The 20868-nt window shown below is 71.3% G+C and carries 13 protein-coding genes; 9 read left to right on the top strand and 4 right to left on the bottom strand.

Annotated features, from left to right (window positions below; genetic code table 11):
- Position 1 precedes the first annotated feature (1 nt).
- The 5 genes from mtrB to DCW30_RS07000 all read left to right on the top strand — a co-directional run bounded on the left by mtrB (position 2) and on the right by DCW30_RS07000 (position 6834).
- Positions 2–2110, top strand: coding sequence for an MtrAB system histidine kinase MtrB (mtrB, locus tag DCW30_RS07020; RefSeq protein ID WP_076685845.1), 2109 nt, complete (start codon positions 2–4; stop codon positions 2108–2110).
- Positions 2040–3959, top strand: a complete 1920-nt coding sequence (locus DCW30_RS07015) for an LpqB family beta-propeller domain-containing protein (RefSeq protein ID WP_479683386.1) — start codon at positions 2040–2042, stop codon at positions 3957–3959. The genes mtrB and DCW30_RS07015 overlap by 71 nt, the downstream gene beginning before the upstream one ends.
- Before the next feature lie 82 nt (positions 3960–4041).
- On the top strand, positions 4042–4887 hold the full coding sequence (locus DCW30_RS07010; RefSeq protein ID WP_076689250.1) for a ComF family protein: 846 nt from the start codon (positions 4042–4044) through the stop codon (positions 4885–4887).
- Positions 4888–5203: 316 nt separating this feature from the next.
- Positions 5204–5896, top strand: coding sequence for a ribosome hibernation-promoting factor, HPF/YfiA family (gene hpf, locus DCW30_RS07005; RefSeq protein ID WP_373569096.1), 693 nt, complete (start codon positions 5204–5206; stop codon positions 5894–5896).
- Positions 5897–6090: 194 nt separating this feature from the next.
- Positions 6091–6834 carry a response regulator gene (locus DCW30_RS07000; protein ID WP_062780684.1) on the top strand — a complete coding sequence of 248 codons (744 nt, stop codon included), beginning with the start codon at positions 6091–6093 and terminating at the stop codon, positions 6832–6834.
- A gap of 95 nt (positions 6835–6929) precedes the next feature.
- Here DCW30_RS07000 and DCW30_RS06995 read toward each other — a convergent pair whose 3' ends face one another.
- Both DCW30_RS06995 and DCW30_RS06990 read right to left on the bottom strand, forming a co-directional pair.
- Positions 6930–8108, bottom strand: a complete 1179-nt coding sequence (locus DCW30_RS06995) for a winged helix-turn-helix domain-containing protein (protein WP_076685846.1) — start codon at positions 8106–8108, stop codon at positions 6930–6932.
- A 79-nt stretch (positions 8109–8187) separates the two neighbouring features.
- The gene (locus DCW30_RS06990) at positions 8188–8760 is read right to left on the bottom strand and encodes a GNAT family N-acetyltransferase (RefSeq protein WP_076685847.1); all 573 of its coding nucleotides are present in this window, start codon (positions 8758–8760) and stop codon (positions 8188–8190) included.
- A 319-nt stretch (positions 8761–9079) separates the two neighbouring features.
- On the opposite strand from DCW30_RS06990, the gene secA reads away from it, so the two are divergent.
- The gene (secA, locus tag DCW30_RS06985) at positions 9080–11914 is read left to right on the top strand and encodes a preprotein translocase subunit SecA (RefSeq protein WP_062780687.1); all 2835 of its coding nucleotides are present in this window, start codon (positions 9080–9082) and stop codon (positions 11912–11914) included.
- Between the two features lie 177 nt (positions 11915–12091).
- On the opposite strand, the gene DCW30_RS06980 is transcribed toward secA, so the two are convergent.
- Complete coding sequence (locus tag DCW30_RS06980; RefSeq protein ID WP_076685848.1) at positions 12092–12592, bottom strand: Rv3235 family protein; 501 nt, start codon at positions 12590–12592, stop codon at positions 12092–12094.
- A 322-nt stretch (positions 12593–12914) separates the two neighbouring features.
- Between DCW30_RS06980 and DCW30_RS06975 the strand changes: the two genes are divergently transcribed.
- Positions 12915–13418, top strand: a complete 504-nt coding sequence (locus DCW30_RS06975; protein ID WP_062780701.1) for a DUF6912 family protein — start codon at positions 12915–12917, stop codon at positions 13416–13418.
- A gap of 458 nt (positions 13419–13876) precedes the next feature.
- Positions 13877–14545 (top strand): HAD family hydrolase, encoded by a 669-nt coding sequence (locus DCW30_RS06970; RefSeq protein ID WP_076685849.1) that lies wholly within the window; start codon positions 13877–13879, stop codon positions 14543–14545.
- A 1-nt stretch (position 14546) separates the two neighbouring features.
- Here DCW30_RS06970 and DCW30_RS06965 read toward each other — a convergent pair whose 3' ends face one another.
- Positions 14547–15113: a DJ-1/PfpI family protein gene (locus tag DCW30_RS06965; RefSeq protein ID WP_062780690.1), complete on the bottom strand. Its 567-nt coding sequence runs from the start codon at positions 15111–15113 to the stop codon at positions 14547–14549.
- A gap of 479 nt (positions 15114–15592) precedes the next feature.
- Here DCW30_RS06965 and DCW30_RS06960 point away from each other — a divergent pair, with 479 nt between their 5' ends.
- Positions 15593–20539 carry an NAD-glutamate dehydrogenase gene (locus DCW30_RS06960; protein WP_076685850.1) on the top strand — a complete coding sequence of 1649 codons (4947 nt, stop codon included), beginning with the start codon at positions 15593–15595 and terminating at the stop codon, positions 20537–20539.
- Positions 20540–20868 lie beyond the last annotated feature (329 nt).

The raw sequence follows: 20868 nt of genomic DNA, 5'->3' as shown, positions 1-20868 counted from the left end.
CATGTCGCGGGACGGTTCCACCTCGGCGCCCGGGGGTCCGGGGGCTCGTCCGGGGCGGACCGGCCCGGGGCGGCGTGCGTCCCGGTTCGGGCGGCTCGTCGACGGCGGGCTGCTGCTCCAGGGCGGTGTGCAGGGCAGCCCGGTGCTGCGCCTCTTCGTCCGCTGGGTGCGCCGCCCGCTGCTGCCGGCGGTGCGTCTGTGGCGGCGGAACATCCAGCTCAAAGTCGTGGTCACGACCCTGCTGATGTCGCTCGGCGTGGTGCTCATGCTGGGCTTCGCCGTCATGAGCTCGGTCAACAACGGCCTGCTCAAGGCCAAGGTGAAGGCGTCGCAGAGCCAGGCCGACGGTGGATTCCAGGCCGCTCAGGACAGTGTCAACGCCGCGCGGCAGAGCACCGGGCAGGGGCAGGACGGCAGCACCGTCGACGGGCGGAACGCCGCCGTGTGGATGTCCGACCTCGTCGAGCAGCTCGCCAGCGGCGGACAGAACGCGTTCGCCGTGGTGACGCTGACCTCCGCGAGCGATGTGGGAGTACGCGGTTCGCGGGCGTCGGGCGGCGTGGAGCCGATCCTGAGCGTGCCGGAGGAGCTGCGCAGCCGCGTCGACAAGGGCGCGGGCGTCTACCAGGCCAATACGCGCATCGTGTTCGACGACGGCCGTGAGGCGCAGCCGGGCCTGGTGATCGGCAAGCGTCTCAATGATCTCCAGGGCGACCCCTACCAGCTCTACTACCTCTTCCCGCTGACGCAGGAGGAGGAGTCGCTCAACCTCGTCAGGACGACCCTCGCCACCGCGGGGCTCTTCGTCGTGGTGCTGCTGGGCGCCATCGCCTGGCTGGTGGTGCGCCAAGTGGTCACGCCCGTCCGGATGGCGGCCGGGATCGCCGAGCGGCTGTCCGCGGGGCGTCTTCAGGAACGTATGAAGGTCACCGGCGAGGACGACATCGCGCGGCTCGGTGAGGCCTTCAACAAGATGGCGCAGAATCTGCAGCTGAAGATCCAGCAGCTGGAGGAGCTGTCGCGGATGCAGCGGCGGTTCGTCTCCGACGTCTCGCACGAGCTGCGCACGCCGTTGACGACCGTACGGATGGCGGCGGACGTCATCCATGAGGCGCGGGAGGACTTCGACCCGGTGACCGCGCGGTCGGCGGAGCTGCTGGCCGACCAGCTCGACCGGTTCGAGCTGCTGCTCGCCGACCTCCTCGAGATCAGCAGGTTCGACGCGGGGGCCGCCGCGCTGGAGGCGGACGCGATAGACCTGCGCGAGGTCGTGCGCAGGGTCGTCGGAGGCGCGGAGATGCTCGCCGAGCGCAAGGGCACGCACATACGCGTGGTCGGGGACCAGCAGCCGGTGGTCGCCGAGGCCGACGCCCGGCGGGTGGAGCGGGTGCTGCGCAATCTCGTGGTCAACGCCGTGGAGCACGGCGAGGGCAAGGACGTCGTGGTGCGGCTCGCCGCCGCGGGAGGCGCGGTCGCCGTCGCCGTGCGGGACTACGGCGTGGGGCTCAAGCCCGGCGAGGCGACCCGGGTCTTCAGCCGCTTCTGGCGGGCGGACCCGGCACGCGCGCGTACCACCGGTGGTACGGGGCTCGGCCTGTCCATCGCCCTGGAGGACGCCCGGCTGCACGGCGGGTGGCTCCAGGCGTGGGGGGAGCCGGGCGGCGGCTCGCAGTTCCGGCTCACCCTGCCGCGGACGGCGGACGAGCCGCTGCGGGGTTCGCCCATACCGCTGGAGCCCGAGGACTCGCGCCGCCGCCGCGGCCTCGACGAGGCGGGGCTGCCACCGGAGGGCGCGGGCAAGCAGGCGACCGTTCCGGCGCAGGCGTCCGCGTCGCCCGAGAGGGTGCCGCCGCCGGTTCCCGCGAAGGGGCCGATACCGCCGCGCCTCGCGCGGGCCGCGGCCGTGGACCCGACGGCGCTGCCCGGCAGCGGCGCACGGGTCGTGGCGCGCCGGGCACCGGAAGGGGAGCCGCTCGGCGAGCCGGAGCGGGGCCGGAGGGCCGCCGAGGGGGCCGCGCGCCAGGACGCGGGGCCCGCGGATGAGGCAGGGCGCGATGACGGGGCCGGGGCCGAGACGGTTCGGGGAGAGGAAAGCAGCCGTGGGCGCTGAGCGGACGGGGCGCGGCCCCGGTGGTGGGGGACGCGGGCGTCCACTGCGTACGGGGCTGCTGCTCGGGAGTTGTGGTGCGCTTTTGGCGGGCTGCGCCTCGATGCCCGACAGTGGGAACCTGAAGCCCGTGGACGCCTCGCAGCGCCCGGACTCGCAGTCGCAGGTCCGGGTCTACGCGATACCGCCGCGTGAGGGCGCGCTGCCCGTGGAGATCGTGGATGGCTTCCTTGAGGCGCTGACCAGTGATGATCCGCAGTTCACGATGGCGCGGAAGTATCTGACCAAGAGCGCGTCGCGGAAGTGGGACCCGGAGAGGTCCACGACGGTGCTCGCCGACGGCCCGAACACGAATGCGGGCAACGCGGGCAACGACGCCGACGGCAGCCGCCGGTTCTCGCTGACCGGGCGGCAGGTCGCGAAGGTGGACCGGCAGCACGCGTACCGCCCCGCGGCGGCCTCCTACAGCCAGTCCGTGCACCTCAGCCTGGTGGGCGGCCCCGGCCGCAAGGAGTGGCGCATCGACGAGCCGCCGCCCGGCGTGGTGCTCGGCGAGTCGGACTTCCAGCGCATCTACCGCTCCGTCAACAAGTACTACTACGCGGGGACCCCGGGCGCGGGGGCCGACGGCCGGATGGGTCTGGTGGCCGACCCCGTCTACATCCGGCAGCGGATCGACCCGCTGACCCAGACGGTCAAGCTGCTCCTGGCGGGCCCGACCAACTGGCTGAAGGAAGTGGCGGATTCACGGTTCCTGAGCGGTACGCAGCTCAAGGACCCCGGCAAGTCGCTGACGCCGGACGACCAGAACCGGCTGACCGTGCAGCTGAACAGCCGGTCGGACGGCGCGAGCCAGACGAGGTGCCGCGAGATGGCGGCGCAACTGCTCTACACGTTGGAGGACTTGTCGCCCTCCGGGGTCGAACAGGTGACGTTGCAGCGTTCCAACGGCTCGATGCTCTGCGTGCTGAGCCAGGGCCACGCGGAGAGCGTCGCCGCGCACCGCGGTGGGGAGCGGCCCGCCTACCAGTACTTCGTCGACGACAAGCACCGCCTGGTGCGGATGCCCGCCAACTCGGGGAGCACCGCCGATCCGGCGCCGGTGAGCGGTGTTCTCGGCACCGGTGAGCAGCCGTTGCGTTCGGCGGCCGTCTCGCGGGACGAGAAGCGGGCGGCGGGCGTGTCGCTGGACGGGAAGACGCTGTACACGGGGTCGCTGGGCTCGGGTGACACGCTCGGCAAGGCGCGGGTGCGCAGCCGGGCCAAGGCGGAGGAGGACCGTCTCTCCACGCCGAGCTGGGACGGCCACGGCGACCTGTGGGTGGCCGACCGCGACCCGAAGCGACCGCGGCTGCTGTGGCTCGGCGAGGGTGAGGGCGATCCGGTGGAGGTCGACGTTCCCGCGCTGGACGGCCGTGTCGAGGCGGTCCGGGTGTCGGCGGACGGCGTGCGGATCGCGCTGCTGGTGGAGAAGGACGGCAAGTCGTCCCTCTGGATCGGCCGCGTCGACCGGGGTGAGGGCGCGAAGCCGCGGATGTCCGTGCTCGACCCCACGCAGGCCGCGCCGCAGATGGAGGAGGTCACCGCCATGTCGTGGGCGGGCGGCAGCCGCCTCGTGGTGGTCGGCCGGGAGACCGGCGGGGTCCAGCAGATGCGGTACGTCCAGTGTGACGGCTCGGTCCTCTCGGGCACCACGCTGCCCGGACTGACGGGAGTGAAGGAGATCGCCGCTTCGGAGAGCGACCAGCAGCCGCTGGTGGCGCACTCCGACGACGGCATCGTCCGGCTGCCGGCGGGCTCGCAGTGGCAGACCGTGGTGAAGGAAGGCGCGGCGCCGGTCTACCCGGGGTGAGCCGGTCCGGCCGTTCACGGGGCCGGAGCCGAGTTATCCACAGGGGTGGTGGCAGTGCCCGCGCCTTGGCACAGTGGTGGTCATGCGGGGGTGGTGGCAGGACCTCACCGACCTGGTGCTGCCGGCCGAGTGCGGGGGCTGCGGGAGGCCACGGGCGGCTCTGTGCGAGCAGTGCGGGGCCGGGCTGTGCGGCAGGGAGCCGCGGCGGGTGCGCCCGGATCCGGAGCCGCGGGGCCTGCCGGCAGTGCACGCGGCGGCGCCGTACGAGGACGCGGTGCGGGCCGTGCTGCTCGCGCACAAGGAGCGTGGGGCCCTGGGCCTGGTGGGCCCGCTGGGGGCCGCTCTCGCCGGAGCCGTGCGGGCCGGCCTGCGCGACGAAACGCGGTACCCGGGTGATACGGGGGCGCCATCGTGGGTAGACGGCACACACGGCGGCTCACAGGGGCGCACGGTGCCGTTGACGCTCGTCCCCGTGCCGTCGGCGCGCGCCGCTGTCCGGGCGCGCGGGCAGGACCCGGTGCGGCGGATCGCGTTCGCGGCGGCCGGGGAGCTGCGGCGCGCGGGTGTCCCGGCGCGGGTGCTCGCGGTGCTGCGACAACGGCGTGCGGTGGCCGACCAGTCGGGGCTCGACTCCCGTGGACGGCAGGCCAACCTGGCGGGCGCCCTGGGGGTGACCGCCGGGGGCGGCCGGATGCTCGTCGGCGGCGGGCGGGTGGTGGTCGTGGACGACCTGATGACCACCGGCGCGTCACTGGCGGAAGCCGCACGCGCAATACGTGACCTACACACGGAATGGAAGGCGCGAACGATGGCCTTGCGGGAACTGGGGAGCGGGGCCGTGAGAGGGCCGGAATGGGGCCGCGGAAACGAGATCACCGCCGCGGTCGTCGCCGCTTCTCCGGATTCTTTCGAAATAAACCGGAACTGATGGAGAACTTGCTTCGTTGCAGGTGATGAGAGGGTCGTTCCACCCGAATGGAGGTACGCGGCAGTAGAGGGTGACGACATCCCTCCGGGCGAGATATGTTCGGTTGTGAGGAAAGGCGAACGCCCGACCTCGCATATCGGATTGCCGGTCCGCGGTTTTTTTCCGCAATCACCCGGGCCGGTGGGGTGAGATCTCGCCCATGGGGGAGGAGGAGGTGGAAGTCGCCGAGTCCGAGCCCCCGGGAGACCACCGGGGTCTGGTGCAAAAGGGAGATGCTCCGCCGCCGAAGCGGAGCGATCCGGGAACGGAGTTCTGCGTGGACATCGTCGTCAAGGGCCGCAAGACCGAGGTGCCCGAGCGGTTCCGCAAGCACGTGGCCGAGAAGCTGAAGCTGGACAAGATCCAGAAGCTCGACGGCAAGGTGATCAGCCTCGACGTCGAGGTGTCCAAGGAAACCAATCCGCGTCAGGCCGACCGTTCCGACCGCGTGGAGATCACTCTCCGCGGGCGCGGGCCCGTGATCCGCGCGGAGGCTTCGGCGGCCGATCCGTACGGGGCGCTCGACCTGGCCACGGCCAAGCTCGACGCCCGGCTGCGCAAGCAGCACGAGAAGCGCCACAACCGCCGGGGCAACGGCAGGCTCTCCGCCGCCGAGGTCGCCGAGCGGGTCCCCGACGCGGCGACTCTCAACGGAGACGGCACCGTCGTACGCGACGAAGAGCCGGACGGCGTCCCGGTCAAGAGGATCGGCTCCCTGGAGGTCCAGGGCGAAGGCCCCCTCGTGGTCCGCGAGAAGACGCACGTCGCGGCACCCATGACGCTCGACCAGGCGCTCTACGAGATGGAGCTGGTCGGGCACGACTTCTACCTGTTCGTCGACTCCGAATCCAAGGAACCCAGCGTCGTCTACCGACGGCACGCCTATGACTACGGCGTCATCCGTCTCAACACCGACCCCATGGTCGCCAAGCCCGAGACGGCCGGTGGCGGCGGAGCACTCGGCGGCTGACCGCCGCCCCGTCATCCGCTGACGTGTGCCCCTGGAGCGCTTGTGCGCCCCCAGGGGCACCTTCGTGCGACCCGTGCGCGCACCGTATCGGCGCGAGGCATGAAATCATGACCCCGCCGGCCAACCGGTGTGCTGCCGCCTCGGGTTGGCGCAGCAGAGGCACAACAGGCCACGGCCTTCATGGGGGAGGAACGATGGCGGACAGCTTCGGACCGATGCATCGCGGAGGTGCCGGCGACGGCATCGGCATCGGCACGGACGCGGACGCCCCACGCAAGGAGCCGATCAGGGTCCTTGTGGTGGACGACCACGCGCTCTTCCGCCGTGGCCTGGAGATCGTCCTCGCGGCGGAGGAGGACATCCAGGTCGTCGGCGAGGCGGGCGACGGCGCGGAGGCGGTGGACAAGGCCGCCGATCTGCTGCCCGACATCGTGCTCATGGACGTGCGCATGCCGAAGCGCGGCGGCATCGAGGCGTGCACCTCGATCAAGGAGGTCGCGCCCAGCGCAAAGATCATCATGCTGACGATCAGCGACGAGGAGGCCGACCTCTACGACGCGATCAAGGCGGGCGCCACCGGCTACCTCCTCAAGGAGATCTCCACGGACGAGGTGGCCACCGCGATCCGCGCGGTGGCCGACGGGCAGTCCCAGATCAGCCCGTCGATGGCGTCGAAGCTGCTCACCGAGTTCAAGTCCATGATCCAGCGCACCGACGAGCGCCGTCTGGTCCCGGCCCCCCGGCTCACCGACCGCGAGCTGGAAGTGCTGAAGCTCGTCGCCACCGGGATGAACAACCGCGACATCGCCAAAGAGCTGTTCATCTCCGAGAACACGGTGAAGAACCACGTGCGCAACATCCTGGAGAAGCTTCAGCTGCACTCCAGGATGGAGGCCGTCGTCTACGCGATGCGGGAGAAGATCCTCGAGATCAGATGAGGCCCGGCCGCCCGGACCGGCCGCGGACCGCCGACCTCCGATCGCCGGCCGCGGACCGTCAGTAGGGGGTCGTCAGCCGAGGCAGCAGAGAGTCGTCAGCCGAGGGCCCGCACCAGGCCGGCCGCAAGGTCGGGGCGGTTCACCCGCTCCACCCGTACGGAATCGCAGCCGACCCATGAAGCCGCCTCCAGGAGAGCCTGGGCCATCGGCTCGACCGCCTTCGGGGTGTCGAGCGAGACCTGCTTGGCCACCAGCGTGCTTCCCTCGCGCGCCGGGTCGACCCGGCCGAGGAGCCGGCCGCCCGCGAGCAGCGGCATCGCGAAATAGCCGTGTATCCGCTTCGGCTTGGGCACGTACGCCTCCAGGCGGTGCGTGAAACCGAAGATCCGCTCCGTGCGCGCCCGCTCCCAGACCAGGGAGTCGAAGGGCGAGAGCAGCGTCGTGCGGTGCCGGCCGCGCGGCGTCGTCTCCAGCGCCTTCGGATCGGCCCACGCGGGCTTGTCCCAGCCCTGGACCGTCACCGGCACCAGACCCGAGTCCGCGACCACCAGGTCGAACTGCTCGCCCTTGAGGCGGTGGTAGTCGGCGATGTCCGCGCGCGTGCCCACGCCCAGCGACTCACCGGCCAGGCGCACCAGGCGGCGCAGGCACTCCACGTCGCTCAGGTCGTCGTGCAGCAGCGCCTCGGGGATCGCGCGCTCCGCCAGGTCGTACACCCGCTTCCAGGAGCGGCGCTCGGTGCACACCACCTCGCCGTACATCAGCGCGCGCTCCACGGCGATCTTCGACTCGGACCAGTCCCACCACTCGCCCTTGTTCTTCGCGCCGCCCAACTCCGTGGCGGTGAGCGGGCCTTCGGCCCGCAGCTGCTTGATGACCTGGCCGTACGCCCCGTCGGGCAGGTCGTGGTGCCATTGCGGGCGGGAGCGGTAGGCGCGGCGGCGGAACGCGAAGTGCGGCCACTCCTCGATGGGCAGGATGCACGCGGCGTGCGACCAGTACTCGAAGGCGCCGGGGCCGGCCGGGGTGCGCGCCGTCCAGTACGCCGCCTCGACGGTGTCGCGGCCGACCGCGCCGAGCCGCGCGTACGGAATGAGCTCGTGGGAGCGGGCGAGGACCGAGATCGTGTCGAGCTGGACCGCGCCGAGATGCCGCAGCACGCCCCGCACACCGGCCCTGCGGTCCGGGGCGCCGAGGAATCCCTGGGCGCGCAGGGCGATGCGGCGGGCCTCGTCGGCGGAGAGTTCGATGGCGGGGCGCGGCAGGCTCGTCATGGTCGAAACGATAGGCGGCGGCACTGACAACCGGGCCCGGAATCAAGGGTGAAAGCTCCCGGCGCCGAAGACGGCGGCGTCAGGACCGCGCGGGCAGGTACGGGAGCGGTGAAGGCAGGCCGAGGTCGGAGGGGAGCAGGGCGCCGATCCAGACGTCACGGAGCGTGCCCTTGTTGAGCAGGCCCGCGCGGAGCACGCCCTCGACGGTGAAACCGGCCTTCTCGGCGACCGCGCGGGAGCCGGTGTTGCCCACCTCCGCACGCCACTCCAGGCGCCGGCAGCCCAGGTCCGTGAAGGCCCAGCGGGCGAGGCCGAGCACCGTCTCGGTCATGTGGCCCCGGCCGCGGTGCTCCTTCGCCGTCCAGTAGCCGACCTCCCAGGTGCCCGAGTGCGGGTGGTGCAGGCTCGCGGCGGCGATCAGCGGGCCGCCCTCGCGGGGCCGCACGGAGAAGGTGTACTCCGAGTCGTCCCGCCACCCGGCGGGGACCATGGCGCGCACGAAGTTCTCGGCGTCCACGCGCGCGTACGGCGAGGGAATCGTGGTCCAGCGCTGGATGTCCGGGTCCTGGCACGCCTCGAAGACCTCGTCGATGTCGGCGGGCGTGAAGACGCGCAGGCACAGGCGTTCGGTGGTGAGTGTGACGGGCTCCATCAAGCGATGATGAGGGGGCGCTGTCCCGGGGGCCAGCCCTTTTGCGGGGCACCGCGATCCCCCGCCGTCGAGCCGTCGGGATGCCCGCCGCCGGGCCGTCGCGGGAGCCGCCGCCGGGCTGTCGCGGGAGCCGCCGCCGGGCCGTCGCGTCCACCCCGCCCGAGGTACTCGTGGAACCGACCCGGCACCTTCCGCCCTCCTCGTCCGTTGACCTTGAGGGCAGACCTCCCGGCGCAGCCGGGTCCTCGCATACGATGGCCGTTGCCCGACGAGTAAAACCCGACCATGCCAGGCCCGACCGGCAAGGAGACCAACCCCCGTGTCCGTCCTCTCGAAGATCATGCGTGCAGGCGAAGGCAAGATCCTGCGCAAGCTGCACCGCATCGCGGACCAGGTCAACTCCATCGAAGAGGACTTCGTCAGCCTCTCCGACGCCGAGCTGCGCGCGCTGACCCAGGAGTACAAGGAGCGGTACGCCGACGGCGAGAGCCTCGACGACCTCCTGCCCGAGGCCTTCGCGACCGTCCGCGAGGCCGCCAAGCGCGTCCTGGGCCAGCGCCACTACGACGTCCAGATGATGGGCGGCGCCGCGCTGCACATGGGCTATGTGGCCGAGATGAAGACCGGTGAGGGCAAGACCCTCGTCGGTACCCTCCCCGCGTACCTGAACGCCCTGTCCGGCAAGGGCGTCCACCTCATCACGGTGAACGACTACCTCGCCGAGCGCGACTCCGAGATGATGGGCCGCGTCCACAAGTTCCTGGGCCTGAGCGTCGGCTGCATCCTGGCCAACATGACGCCGGCCCAGCGCCGCGAGCAGTACAACTGCGACATCACGTACGGCACGAACAACGAGTTCGGCTTCGACTACCTGCGCGACAACATGGCGTGGTCGAAGGACGAGCTGGTGCAGCGCGGCCACAACTTCGCGATCGTCGACGAGGTCGACTCGATCCTCGTGGACGAGGCCCGTACGCCGCTGATCATCTCCGGCCCCGCCGACCAGGCCACCAAGTGGTACGGCGACTTCGCCAAGCTGGTCACGCGCCTCACCAAGGGTGAGCCGGGCAACCAGCTCAAGGGCATCGAGGAGACCGGCGACTACGAGGTCGACGAGAAGAAGCGCACCGTCGCCATCCACGAGTCCGGCGTGGGCAAGGTCGAGGACTGGCTCGGCATCGACAATCTCTACGAGTCGGTGAACACGCCTCTGGTGGGCTATCTGAACAACGCCATCAAGGCCAAGGAACTCTTCAAGAAGGACAAGGACTACGTCGTCATCGACGGCGAAGTCATGATCGTCGACGAGCACACCGGCCGTATCCTCGCCGGCCGCCGCTACAACGAGGGCATGCACCAGGCGATCGAGGCGAAGGAAGGGGTGGACATCAAGGACGAGAACCAGACGCTCGCCACGATCACCCTGCAGAACTTCTTCCGCCTCTACAAGCGCGACGGCTACGACAGCGGCCTGTCCGGCATGACCGGTACGGCCATGACCGAGGCCGCCGAGTTCCACCAGATCTACAAGCTGGGCGTCGTGCCGATCCCGACGAACCGGCCGATGGTCCGCGCCGACCAGTCCGACCTGATCTACCGCACCGAGGTGGCGAAGTTCGCGGCCGTCGTCGACGACATCGCCGAGAAGCACGAGAAGGGCCAGCCGATCCTGGTCGGCACCACCTCGGTGGAGAAGTCGGAGTACCTCTCCCAGCAGCTCTCCAAGCGCGGCATCCAGCACGAGGTGCTCAACGCCAAGCAGCACGACCGTGAGGCGACCATCGTCGCCCAGGCCGGCCGCAAGGGCGCCGTCACCGTCGCCACGAACATGGCCGGACGAGGCACCGACATCAAGCTCGGCGGCAACCCCGACGACCTCGCGGAGGCGGAGCTGCGCCAGCGCGGCCTCGACCCCGTCGAGCACGTCGAGGAGTGGGCGGCCGCGCTGCCGGCCGCCCTGGAGAAGGCCGAGCGGGCCGTGAAGGCCGAGTTCGAAGAGGTCAAGGAGCTCGGCGGGCTCTACGTCCTCGGCACCGAGCGGCACGAGTCGCGCCGTATCGACAACCAGCTGCGCGGTCGTTCCGGCCGTCAGGGCGACCCCGGCGAGTCCCGGTTCTACCTCTCGCTCGGCGACGACCTGATGCGCCTGTTCAAGGCGCAGATGGTCGAGCGCGTGATGTCCATGGCCAACGTGCCGGACGACGTGCCGATCGAGAACAAGATGGTCACGCGCGCGATCGCCTCCGCGCAGTCGCAGGTCGAGCAGCAGAACTTCGAGACGCGTAAGAACGTCCTGAAGTACGACGAGGTCCTCAACCGGCAGCGCGAGGTCATCTACGGCGAGCGCCGCCGCGTCCTGGAGGGCGAGGACCTCCAGGAGCAGATCGCGCACTTCATGGACGACACCATCGACGCGTACATCGCGGCCGAGAGCGCCGAGGGCTTCGCCGAGGAGTGGGACCTGGACCGGCTGTGGGGCGCCTTCAAGCAGCTCTACCCCGTCGCGGTCACCATCGAGGAGCTGGAGGACGCGGCGGGTGACCGCGCGGGTCTGACCGCCGAGTTCATCTCCGAGTCCATCAGGGACGACATCCACCAGCAGTACGCGGCGCGTGAGGAGCAGCTCGGCTCCGACATCATGCGTGAGCTGGAGCGGCGGGTCGTCCTCTCGGTGCTGGACCGCAAGTGGCGCGAGCACCTCTACGAGATGGACTACCTCCAGGAGGGCATCGGCCTGCGGGCCATGGCGCAGAAGGACCCGCTGGTCGAGTACCAGCGCGAGGGCTTCGACATGTTCAACGCCATGATGGACGGCATCAAGGAGGAGTCCGTCGGCTATCTGTTCAACCTGGAGGTCCAGGTCGAGCAGCAGGTCGAGGAGGTCCCGGTCGAGGACGCGGCGTCCGCCACCTCGCTCTCCAAGGACGGCGTGCAGGACGCGGTTCCCGCCGGGGCGCGGCCCGAGATCCGCGCCAAGGGCCTTGAGGCCCCGCAGCGGCCGGACCGCCTGCACTTCCAGGCGCCGAACGCCGAGGGCGGTGTCGACGAGGGTGATTTCGCCACGGACGGCGCGGGCGTGCGCTCGGAGTCGGACGGGATGACCCGTGCCGAGCGGCGCAAGGCCCAGAAGGGCGGGCGTCGGCGCAAGAAGTAGCGTCGCAGCCCGAAGTTTTTCCAGAGGGGCCGGGAGTTCTCACTTCCGGCCCCTCTCGCGTGCCCGCCGCAGGACTCCTCCCGGAGCCCGGCCCGCGCTTCCCGGAGCCCGGCCCTCGCCTGCCGGAGCCCGGTGCTCGTCTCCCGGAGCCTCGCCTCGGTTCCTGGGGCCGGTCCCTCAGCTTCCGGTTCCCTCGCCGGTCCCGCTGCCTCTGCCGCCCTCCAGAGCCACTTCCACCGCCGTGCAGCGCCACTTCCGGTCCGCGCCCAGGGCGAGGCGGAACGCCAGCGCGCGGAGCCTCGGGCCCGTCGCGACGCGGACGAAGACCTCGTAGGCGTCCGGGTGGGGCTGGTAGTGGCCGATGCGGTGGACGGCGGGGCGGCGGCCGTCCGCGCAGAGGGGGCTCAGCTCGGCGAGGCGGGCCAGGTCGTCGTAGGCGGCGCCGGCGATGTGCCTGGCCAGCCAGTGGACGGGACGCTGGCCGCTGAGAACGAGGACCAGGCGTTCGGTGAAGAGCTCGGTGGGGTGCGGGGGCGGCTGGGCGGGGACGAGGCCCTGCGGGCGGCCCGGCGCCGGTGGACGGGCCGGGACGCGGCTCGTGCGGGTGTCCCTGCGGGTCGGGGGCCGGCCTGCGGGCGGGCGGGTCGCCGCCGGGCGCCTCGTCATCACCTTGCGCACGGGGTGCCTCCTTCGTACCGGGCGGTAACTTCGTGTAGCCGTTCTTGTACGGGGGCGGCGGGGCGGGGCGCAAGGCTCGGCCGGGGGCCCGAGCGGCGGGCCCGGATTCACTTATCCGGGGGAACGCGGGCGGCGGAGACCCGGTGGCCGCTGGGGGGCACCGGGTGAATCGGCGGCGCCGGGGTGACGGCCGCGCGAGGGGCGGGGGGAGCTCGATGGGGGACTCCCGGACGTATCCTGGGGATCCTTTCCACGGCTACGGGCCCGCCCGCGCGGGCCCGAGTCCGCCCTGGTGCGGACGTTGAGCGAAAGCGGTCTCTCCATGCGTGTCTACGTTCCCCTGACCCTTCCCCGGCTCGCCGAGGCGCACAAGGCGGGCGAGCTGGGGCCGGGACCGCTGGTGGCCTACGCGGTGACGCCCGCGCTGCGGGAGTGGTACGTCTCCGACGACATCGAGGAGCTGGAGTACGCGGCTCTGAACCGGGCGGCGCTTGCCTCGCTGCGGCTGGTCGCGGGGGACCCCGGGGCGGCGCGGCGGCGGGTCGTCCTCGCGGCGGACGTGCCGGACGGGGCGGCCGTCGCCGACCCCGACCGGGGGCTCGACGAGGGGGCGCTGGGGGAGGTGCGGCTCGCTTCCGCGCTGCCGTTGGCCAAGGCCGCGGCCGTGCATGTCGACTCCGTCGAGGCGGAGGGGGACGTCGCCGCCGCCGCTGCGGCGTTGGGGGCTGCGGATCTCGGGGACGCCGACGCGGGGTTCCTCGTGGACGGGGCGGAGGGGCATGAGCTGCTCTGGTTCGCCACGCAGGAGATCCCCGGGCTTCTCTGAGCGGCCTGGCCCCTTGGCCCGACCTCTGTAGCTGACCTCTGCTGGGCCTGATCTCAGGGCCTGACCTCTGCTGGGCCTGGCCCCTGGGGTCCGACCCCAGGGCCCGACCTCTCGGTCTGGCTGCTGGCCTCGCCTCTGGGCCTTGCCCTTCGGGGAGCGGGCCTGGGGTGGGGCGCTCGTGGGTGCCGGTCTTCGGCCGTGGGGCGTTGTCCGGCCGTCGTACGGAGGCGTCCCGTGCTTGTGGGGCGCCGCCGCGGCGGTATGAGCAGCTCGCCATCCCGGCGCCGGCGCCTCACCGGGACAGCGGGGCCCGGCGGAAGCCCTCTGCTGCGCTCGCGCATACCTCCACGTCACCTCGCGCCCTCGTGCGTCCTCGGGGTCCGAGCGGGCCCGCGTCCGCGGGGAGCGGAGCCGGGTCCGGGGGTCTCGGGGGGTGGGGGGATGGGTAGGTTTGGGGGATGGGGAAAGTTGGGGCGCACATCGTCTGGGACTGGAACGGGACTCTGCTGCATGACATCCATGCGGTGATCGAGGCCACGAACGCGTCCTTCGCCGAGCTCGGCCTCCAGCCGATCACGCTGGAGCGGTATCGCGAGCTGTACTGCGTGCCGGTGCCGCGGTTCTACGAGCGGCTCATGGGGCGGCTGCCGAGTGACAGCGAGTGGCAGCTCATGGACGCCGTCTTCCACAAGCACTACTGGGCCCGCGCCGAGACCTGCGGGCTCGCCGAGGGGGCCGCTCAGCTGCTGGCCGAGCGGCGGGCCGGTGGGCGTACGCAGTCGTTGCTGTCGCTGGCCCCGCACGAGCACCTGGTGCCGATCGTGCGCAGGCACGGCATCCAGGAGCACTTCGTACGGATCGACGGGCGCACCGACAGCTCCCACGCCGGCAAGGCCGAGCGCATGGCGCGGCACCTCGCCGCGCTCGAAGGGGTCGTCGCGGCGGCCGAGCGGGTCGTCGTGATCGGTGACGCCGTGGACGACGCGGTCGCCGCGGCGCACGTCGGGGCGCGGGCCGTGCTCTACACCGGCGGCTCGCACAGCCGGGGCAGCCTGGAGACCGCCGGGGTGCCCGTCGTCGACAGCCTGGCGGAGGCCGTGGCCGAGGCGGAGCGCCTGGCCGCCTGAGCTATGTCACCGGCGCCTTCGCCCGGAGCACCGTGAGGAACTCCCTCATCCAGCCCGAGTGGTCCGGCCAGGCGCGGGAGGAGACCAGGGTGCCGTCCACCACCGCCTCCGCGTCCTGGAAGGTCGCCCCGGCCGCCTGCATGTCCGGCTCCAGGGCCGGGTACGCCGTGACCCTGCGCCCGCCGAGGCTGCCGATGGCCGCCGTCAGGAGCGGGCCGTGGCAGATCTGGGCCACCGGCTTGTCCGCGTCGAAGAAGGACTTCAGGATCTTGCGCAGCTCCGGGTCGTTGCGCAGGTACTCCGGGGCCCGGCCGCCCGGGATCACCAGGGCGACGTACTGACCGGGATCGACCTCGGAGAAGGCGAGGTCGGCGGGCCAGGTGTAGCCGGGCTTCTCGGTGTACGTGTCGAAGCCCGGTTCGAAGTCGTGGACCACGAAGCGGAGGGTCTTGCGGGTCGGGGCGGCGATGTGGACGTCGTAGCCCTCCTCGCGCAGCCGCTGGTAGGGGTACAGGACCTCCAGTGACTCCGCCGCGTCACCGGTCACGATCAGGATCTTGGCTGCCATCGGCGCTCGCCTTCCGAGTCCTCGCACACGTCCGTTTGCCGTCCTGCTCAACGTGCACGCCGGCGTCCGGTTTGCCAAGGGGGCCGGCCTCGGGGCACGTGCCGGCGGGACTGTGCAGACTGTCCATGTTCGGGCCCTGGTTTTGTACACATACGGCTCATGACGGCGGCCCGGTGCGGAGCGATAGCCTTGACCCGTGATCAGCGCGATATCCCGCGGGGGCATGGACGCCCCCGCCCTGCGCCCGGGACACACGGAGGACATCCGCGCCCGGGGCCTCGCTGACGCTTCTTCGCGGTACGGCCGACCGAGCCGACCCAGCCATCCGTCAGTGGAACCGCTGAGAATGGCGGAAAGCCGTCCGCACTTCTTTCACCGCGGCATAACGTCGATCCCGGCCGGAGAACCCGCGTCGCGGCGTTACGTCACATCACTTCCTTCTACGTCACGCAACGGCGCGCGACAGGAGTCAGAGGACAATGCAGACCAAGCTGGACGAAGCCAAGACCGAGCTGCTCGCGCGGGCCGCCCGGGTAGCTGAGAACAGCCCGGTCGGGGGGCGCCTTCCGAGCGGTGCACCGACCGGGACGACGAGCGGGGCCACGCCGGACCAGGACACGGCTCTCGCGTTCCTCCAGCGCTACTACCTGCACACCGCTCCGGAGGACCTGGCCGACCGCGACCCGGTCGACGTCTTCGGGGCCGCGTTCTCGCACTACCGCCTCGCGGAGAGCCGCCCCCAGGGGACGGCCAATGTGCGGGTCCACACCCCGACGGTCGAGGAGAACGGCTGGACCTGCAGCCACTCCGTCGTCGAGGTGGTCACCGACGACATGCCCTTCCTCGTCGACTCCGTCACCAACGAGCTCTCCCGCCAGGGGCGCGGCATCCACGTCGTGATCCACCCCCAGGTGGTCGTACGCCGTGACGTCACCGGCAAGCTCCTCGAGGTCCTGACCGGCGACCTGGGCGGCGAGCGGCCGCACGACGCGCTCGTCGAGTCGTGGATCCACGTCGAGATGGACCGCGAGACCGACCGCGCCGACCTGAAGCAGATCACCGCCGATCTGCTGCGCATCCTCTCCGACGTGCGCGAGACGGTCGAGGACTGGGAGAAGATGCGCGACGCCGCGCTGCGCATCGCCGACGAGCTGCCCGCCGAGCCGACCGCGGGCGACCTGCCCGACCAGGAGGTCGAGGAGGCCCGCGAGCTGCTGCGCTGGCTCGCCGACAACCACTTCACGTTCCTGGGCTTCCGCGAGTACGACCTCACGGAGGACGACTCCCTCGCCGCCGTCCCCGGCACCGGTCTCGGCATCCTGCGCGCCGACCCGCAGCACGACAGCGACGACCACCACCCGGTGAGCCCGTCCTTCAACCGGCTGCCCGCCGACGCGCGCGCGAAGGCCCGCGAGCACCGGCTCCTGGTGCTGACCAAGGCCAACAGCCGGGCCACGGTCCACCGCCCCAGCTACCTCGACTACGTCGGCGTGAAGAAGTTCGACGCCGAGGGCAACGTGGTGGGTGAGCGGCGCTTCCTCGGGCTCTTCTCGTCCGCCGCGTACACCGAGTCCGTACGGCGTGTGCCCGTCATCCGCCGCAAGGTCCAGGAAGTCCTCAAGGGCGCCGGGTTCTCGGCCAACAGCCACGACGGGCGCGACCTGCTCCAGATCCTGGAGACCTACCCGCGCGACGAGCTGTTCCAGACGCCGGCCGACGAGCTGCGCGCCATCGTGACGAGCGTCCTGTACCTCCAGGAGCGCCGCCGGCTCCGGCTGTACCTGCGCAAGGACGAGTACGGGCGCTACTACTCCGCCCTCGTCTACCTCCCGCGCGACCGCTACACCACCGGCGTCCGGCTGCGGATCATCGACATCCTCAAGGAGGAGCTGAACGGCGCCAGCGTCGACTTCACCGCCTGGAACACGGAGTCGATCCTCTCCCGCATCCACTTCGTGGTCAGGGTGCCCAAGGGCGCCGAGGTCCCCGACCTGTCCGACGCCGACATCGAGCGCATCGAGGGCCGGCTCGTGGACGCCGCCCGCTCCTGGGCCGACGGCTTCGCCGAGGCGCTGACCGCCGAGTGCGGCGAGGAGCGCGCCGCCGAGCTGATCCGCCGGTACGGGCACGCCTTCCCCGAGGGCTACAAGGCCGACCACACCCCGCGCGCCGCCGTCGCCGACCTCCAGCACCTGGAGCAGCTCGTCCAGGGCGGCAAGGACTTCGCGCTCTCCCTGTACGAGCCGGTGGGCGCGGCCCCCGGCGAGCGCCGCTTCAAGATCTACCGCTCCGGCGGGCAGGTGTCCCTCTCCGCCGTGCTGCCGGTGTTGCAGCGGCTGGGCGTCGAGGTCACCGACGAGCGCCCGTACGAACTGCGCTGCGCGGACCGCACGCACGCGTGGATCTACGACTTCGGTCTGCGCATGCCGAAGGCGCAGGGCGGCAACGGCGACTACCTCGGCGACGACGGCCGCGACCGCTTCCAGGAGGCCTTCGCCGCCGCCTGGACCGGCGAGGCCGAGGTCGACGGCTTCAACTCGCTGGTGCTCCGCGCGGGTCTCGGCTGGCGCCAGGCGATGGTGCTGCGCGCCTACGCGAAGTACCTGCGCCAGGCGGGTTCGACGTTCAGCCAGGACTACATGGAGGACACCCTCCGCAACAACGTCCACACCACGCGGCTGCTCGTCTCGCTGTTCGAGGCGCGGATGTCGCCGGAACGCCAGCGCGCCGGCACCGAGCTGACCGACGGGCTCCTCGAGGAGCTGGACGGGGCGCTCGACCAGGTGGCGTCGCTGGACGAGGACCGCATCCTGCGCTCCTTCCTCACCGTCATCAAGGCGACGCTGCGCACCAACTTCTTCCAGAAGACGGAGAGCGGCGAGCCGCACTCCTACGTCTCCATGAAGTTCGACCCGCAGGCCATCCCGGACCTGCCCGCGCCCCGCCCCGCCTACGAGATCTGGGTGTACTCGCCCCGCGTCGAGGGCGTGCACCTGCGCTTCGGCAAGGTCGCGCGCGGCGGTCTGCGCTGGTCCGACCGGCGCGAGGACTTCCGTACGGAGATCCTCGGCCTGGTCAAGGCGCAGATGGTCAAGAACACCGTCATCGTGCCCGTCGGCGCCAAGGGCGGCTTCGTCGCCAAGCAGCTCCCCGACCCCTCGGTGGACCGCGACGCGTGGCTGGCGGAGGGCGTCGCCTGCTACAAGACGTTCATCTCGGCGCTGCTCGACATCACCGACAACCTGGTGGCGGGCGAGGTCGTGCCCCCGGCGGACGTCGTGCGGCACGACGAGGACGACACGTACCTCGTCGTCGCGGCCGACAAGGGCACCGCGACGTTCTCCGACATCGCCAACCAGGTCGCCGAGTCGTACGACTTCTGGCTCGGGGACGCCTTCGCCTCCGGCGGCTCCGCCGGCTACGACCACAAGGGCATGGGCATCACCGCCCGCGGCGCCTGGGAGTCCGTGAAGCGCCACTTCCGGGAGCTGGGCACCGACACGCAGTCCGAGGACTTCACCGTCGTCGGCGTCGGCGACATGTCCGGTGACGTGTTCGGCAACGGCATGCTGCTCTCCGAGCACATCCGTCTGGTGGCCGCGTTCGACCACCGGCACATCTTCATCGACCCGCAGCCGGACGCCGCGACCTCCTACGCCGAGCGGCGCCGCCTGTTCGAACTGCCGCGCTCCTCGTGGGCCGACTACGACAAGGAGCTGCTCTCCGCGGGCGGCGGGGTCTTCCCCCGCTCCGCCAAGGCGATCCAGCTCAACGGCCACATCCGCAAGGCGCTCGGCATCGAGGGCAACACCGCCAAGATGACCCCGGCCGACCTGATGAAGGCCATCCTCCAGGCCCCCGTGGACCTGCTGTGGAACGGCGGCATCGGCACGTACGTGAAGGCGACGGCGGAGACCAACGCCGACGTCGGCGACAAGGCCAACGACGCCATCCGCGTCAACGGCGCCGATCTGCGGGTCAAGGTCGTCGGCGAGGGCGGCAACCTCGGTCTCACCCAGCTCGGCCGCATCGAGTTCGGGCGCGACGGCGGCCGCGTCAACACCGACGCCATCGACAACAGCGCGGGCGTGGACACCTCCGACCACGAGGTGAACATCAAGATCCTGCTGAACTCGGTGGTCGCCAACGGCGACATGACGGTCAAGCAGCGCAACAAGCTGCTCGCCGAGATGACCGACGAGGTCGGGCACCTGGTCCTGCGCAACAACTACGCGCAGAACACCGCGCTCGCCAACGCCGTCGCCCAGTCGCCGTCCCTGCTCCACGCCCACCAGCGCTTCATGCGCAGGCTCGGCAAGCAGGGCCACCTGGACCGGAGCCTGGAGTTCCTGCCCAACGACCGGCAGATCCGCGAGCTGCTCAACTCCGGGCGCGGGCTCTCCCAGCCCGAGCTCGCCGTGCTCCTCGCCTACACGAAGATCACGGCCGCCGACGAGCTGATCCAGACGACGCTGCCGGACGACGCCTACCTCCAGCGGCTGCTGCACGCGTACTTCCCGAAGGCGCTGCACGAGCGGTTCCCCGAGCAGGTCGACGGGCACGCCCTGCGCCGTGAGATCGTCACGACCGTCCTGGTCAACGACACGGTCAACACCGGTGGTTCGACGTTCCTGCACCGGCTGCGGGAGGAGACGGGTGCCTCCCTGGAGGAGATCGTGCGGGCGCAGCTCGCCGCCCGTGAGATCTTCGGCCTGAGCAAGGTGTGGGACGCGGTCGAGGCGCTCGACAATGTCGTCGCCGCCGACGTCCAGACCCGCATCCGGCTGCACTCGCGCCGGCTGGTCGAGCGCGGCGCGCGCTGGCTGCTCAACAACCGGCCGCAGCCGCTCCAGCTCGCCGAGACCATCGACTTCTTCGGCGAGGGTGTCGCCCGGGTCTGGGACGAGCTGCCGCGGCTCCTGCGCGGCTCGGACGCGGAGTGGTACCAGGGCATCCGCGACGAGCTGACCGGCGCGGGCGTCCCCGAGGACCTCGCCCAGCGCGTCGCCGGGTTCTCCTCCGCCTTCCCGGCGCTGGACATCGTGGCCGTCGCCGACCGGACGGGCAAGGAGCCGATGGCCGTCGCCGAGGTGTACTACGACCTCGCCGACCGGCTGCGGATCACCCAGCTCATGGATCGCATCATCGAGCTGCCGCGGGCCGACCGCTGGCAGTCCATGGCGCGCGCCTCCATCCGCGAGGACCTGTACGCGGCGCACGCGGCGCTCACCGCCGACGTGCTCGCCGCGGGCAACGGCGAGTCCACGCCGGAGGAGCGCTTCAAGGCCTGGGAGGAGAAGAACGCCCCGATCCTGAGCCGGGCGCGGACGACCCTGGAGGAGATCCAGAGCTCGGACTCCTTCGACCTGGCCAACCTGTCGGTCGCGATGCGGACGATGCGGACGCTGCTGCGCACGCATTCGTAGCCGCCATCGGCGGTATGTGAAGGGGGCGCCCCGGGCCTTGCGGCTCTGGGCGCCCCCTTCCGCGTGCGTCGGGGCGGTCCGGCTGCCGCGTGCGTCGGTGCGGCCGGTCCGTCAGGGGCCGCTGAGCAACGTGGGCGGGGCCGGTGGCGTCTTCGGTAGGGCCTGTGGTCCGCGGGGGCCGATGGACCACCCGCGGGACGCGGAACGGGTGAGGGGACTCGCCATACCGTATCAATTCGGGCATTCGGGCTAAGGTGGGTGAGATTGTCTGACGGAGGCACGAGATCACGAGATCCACGGCGCGGGAAGGTCGCGGCGACGCGATGAAG

It is taken from the genome of Streptomyces alfalfae, from assembly GCF_004127445.1.
In the GTDB taxonomy this organism is placed as follows: Bacteria; Actinomycetota; Actinomycetes; order Streptomycetales; family Streptomycetaceae; genus Streptomyces; species Streptomyces alfalfae.
The sequence above is the reverse complement of the archived record's forward strand: the minus strand, read 5'-3'. Positions and strand labels throughout refer to the sequence as shown.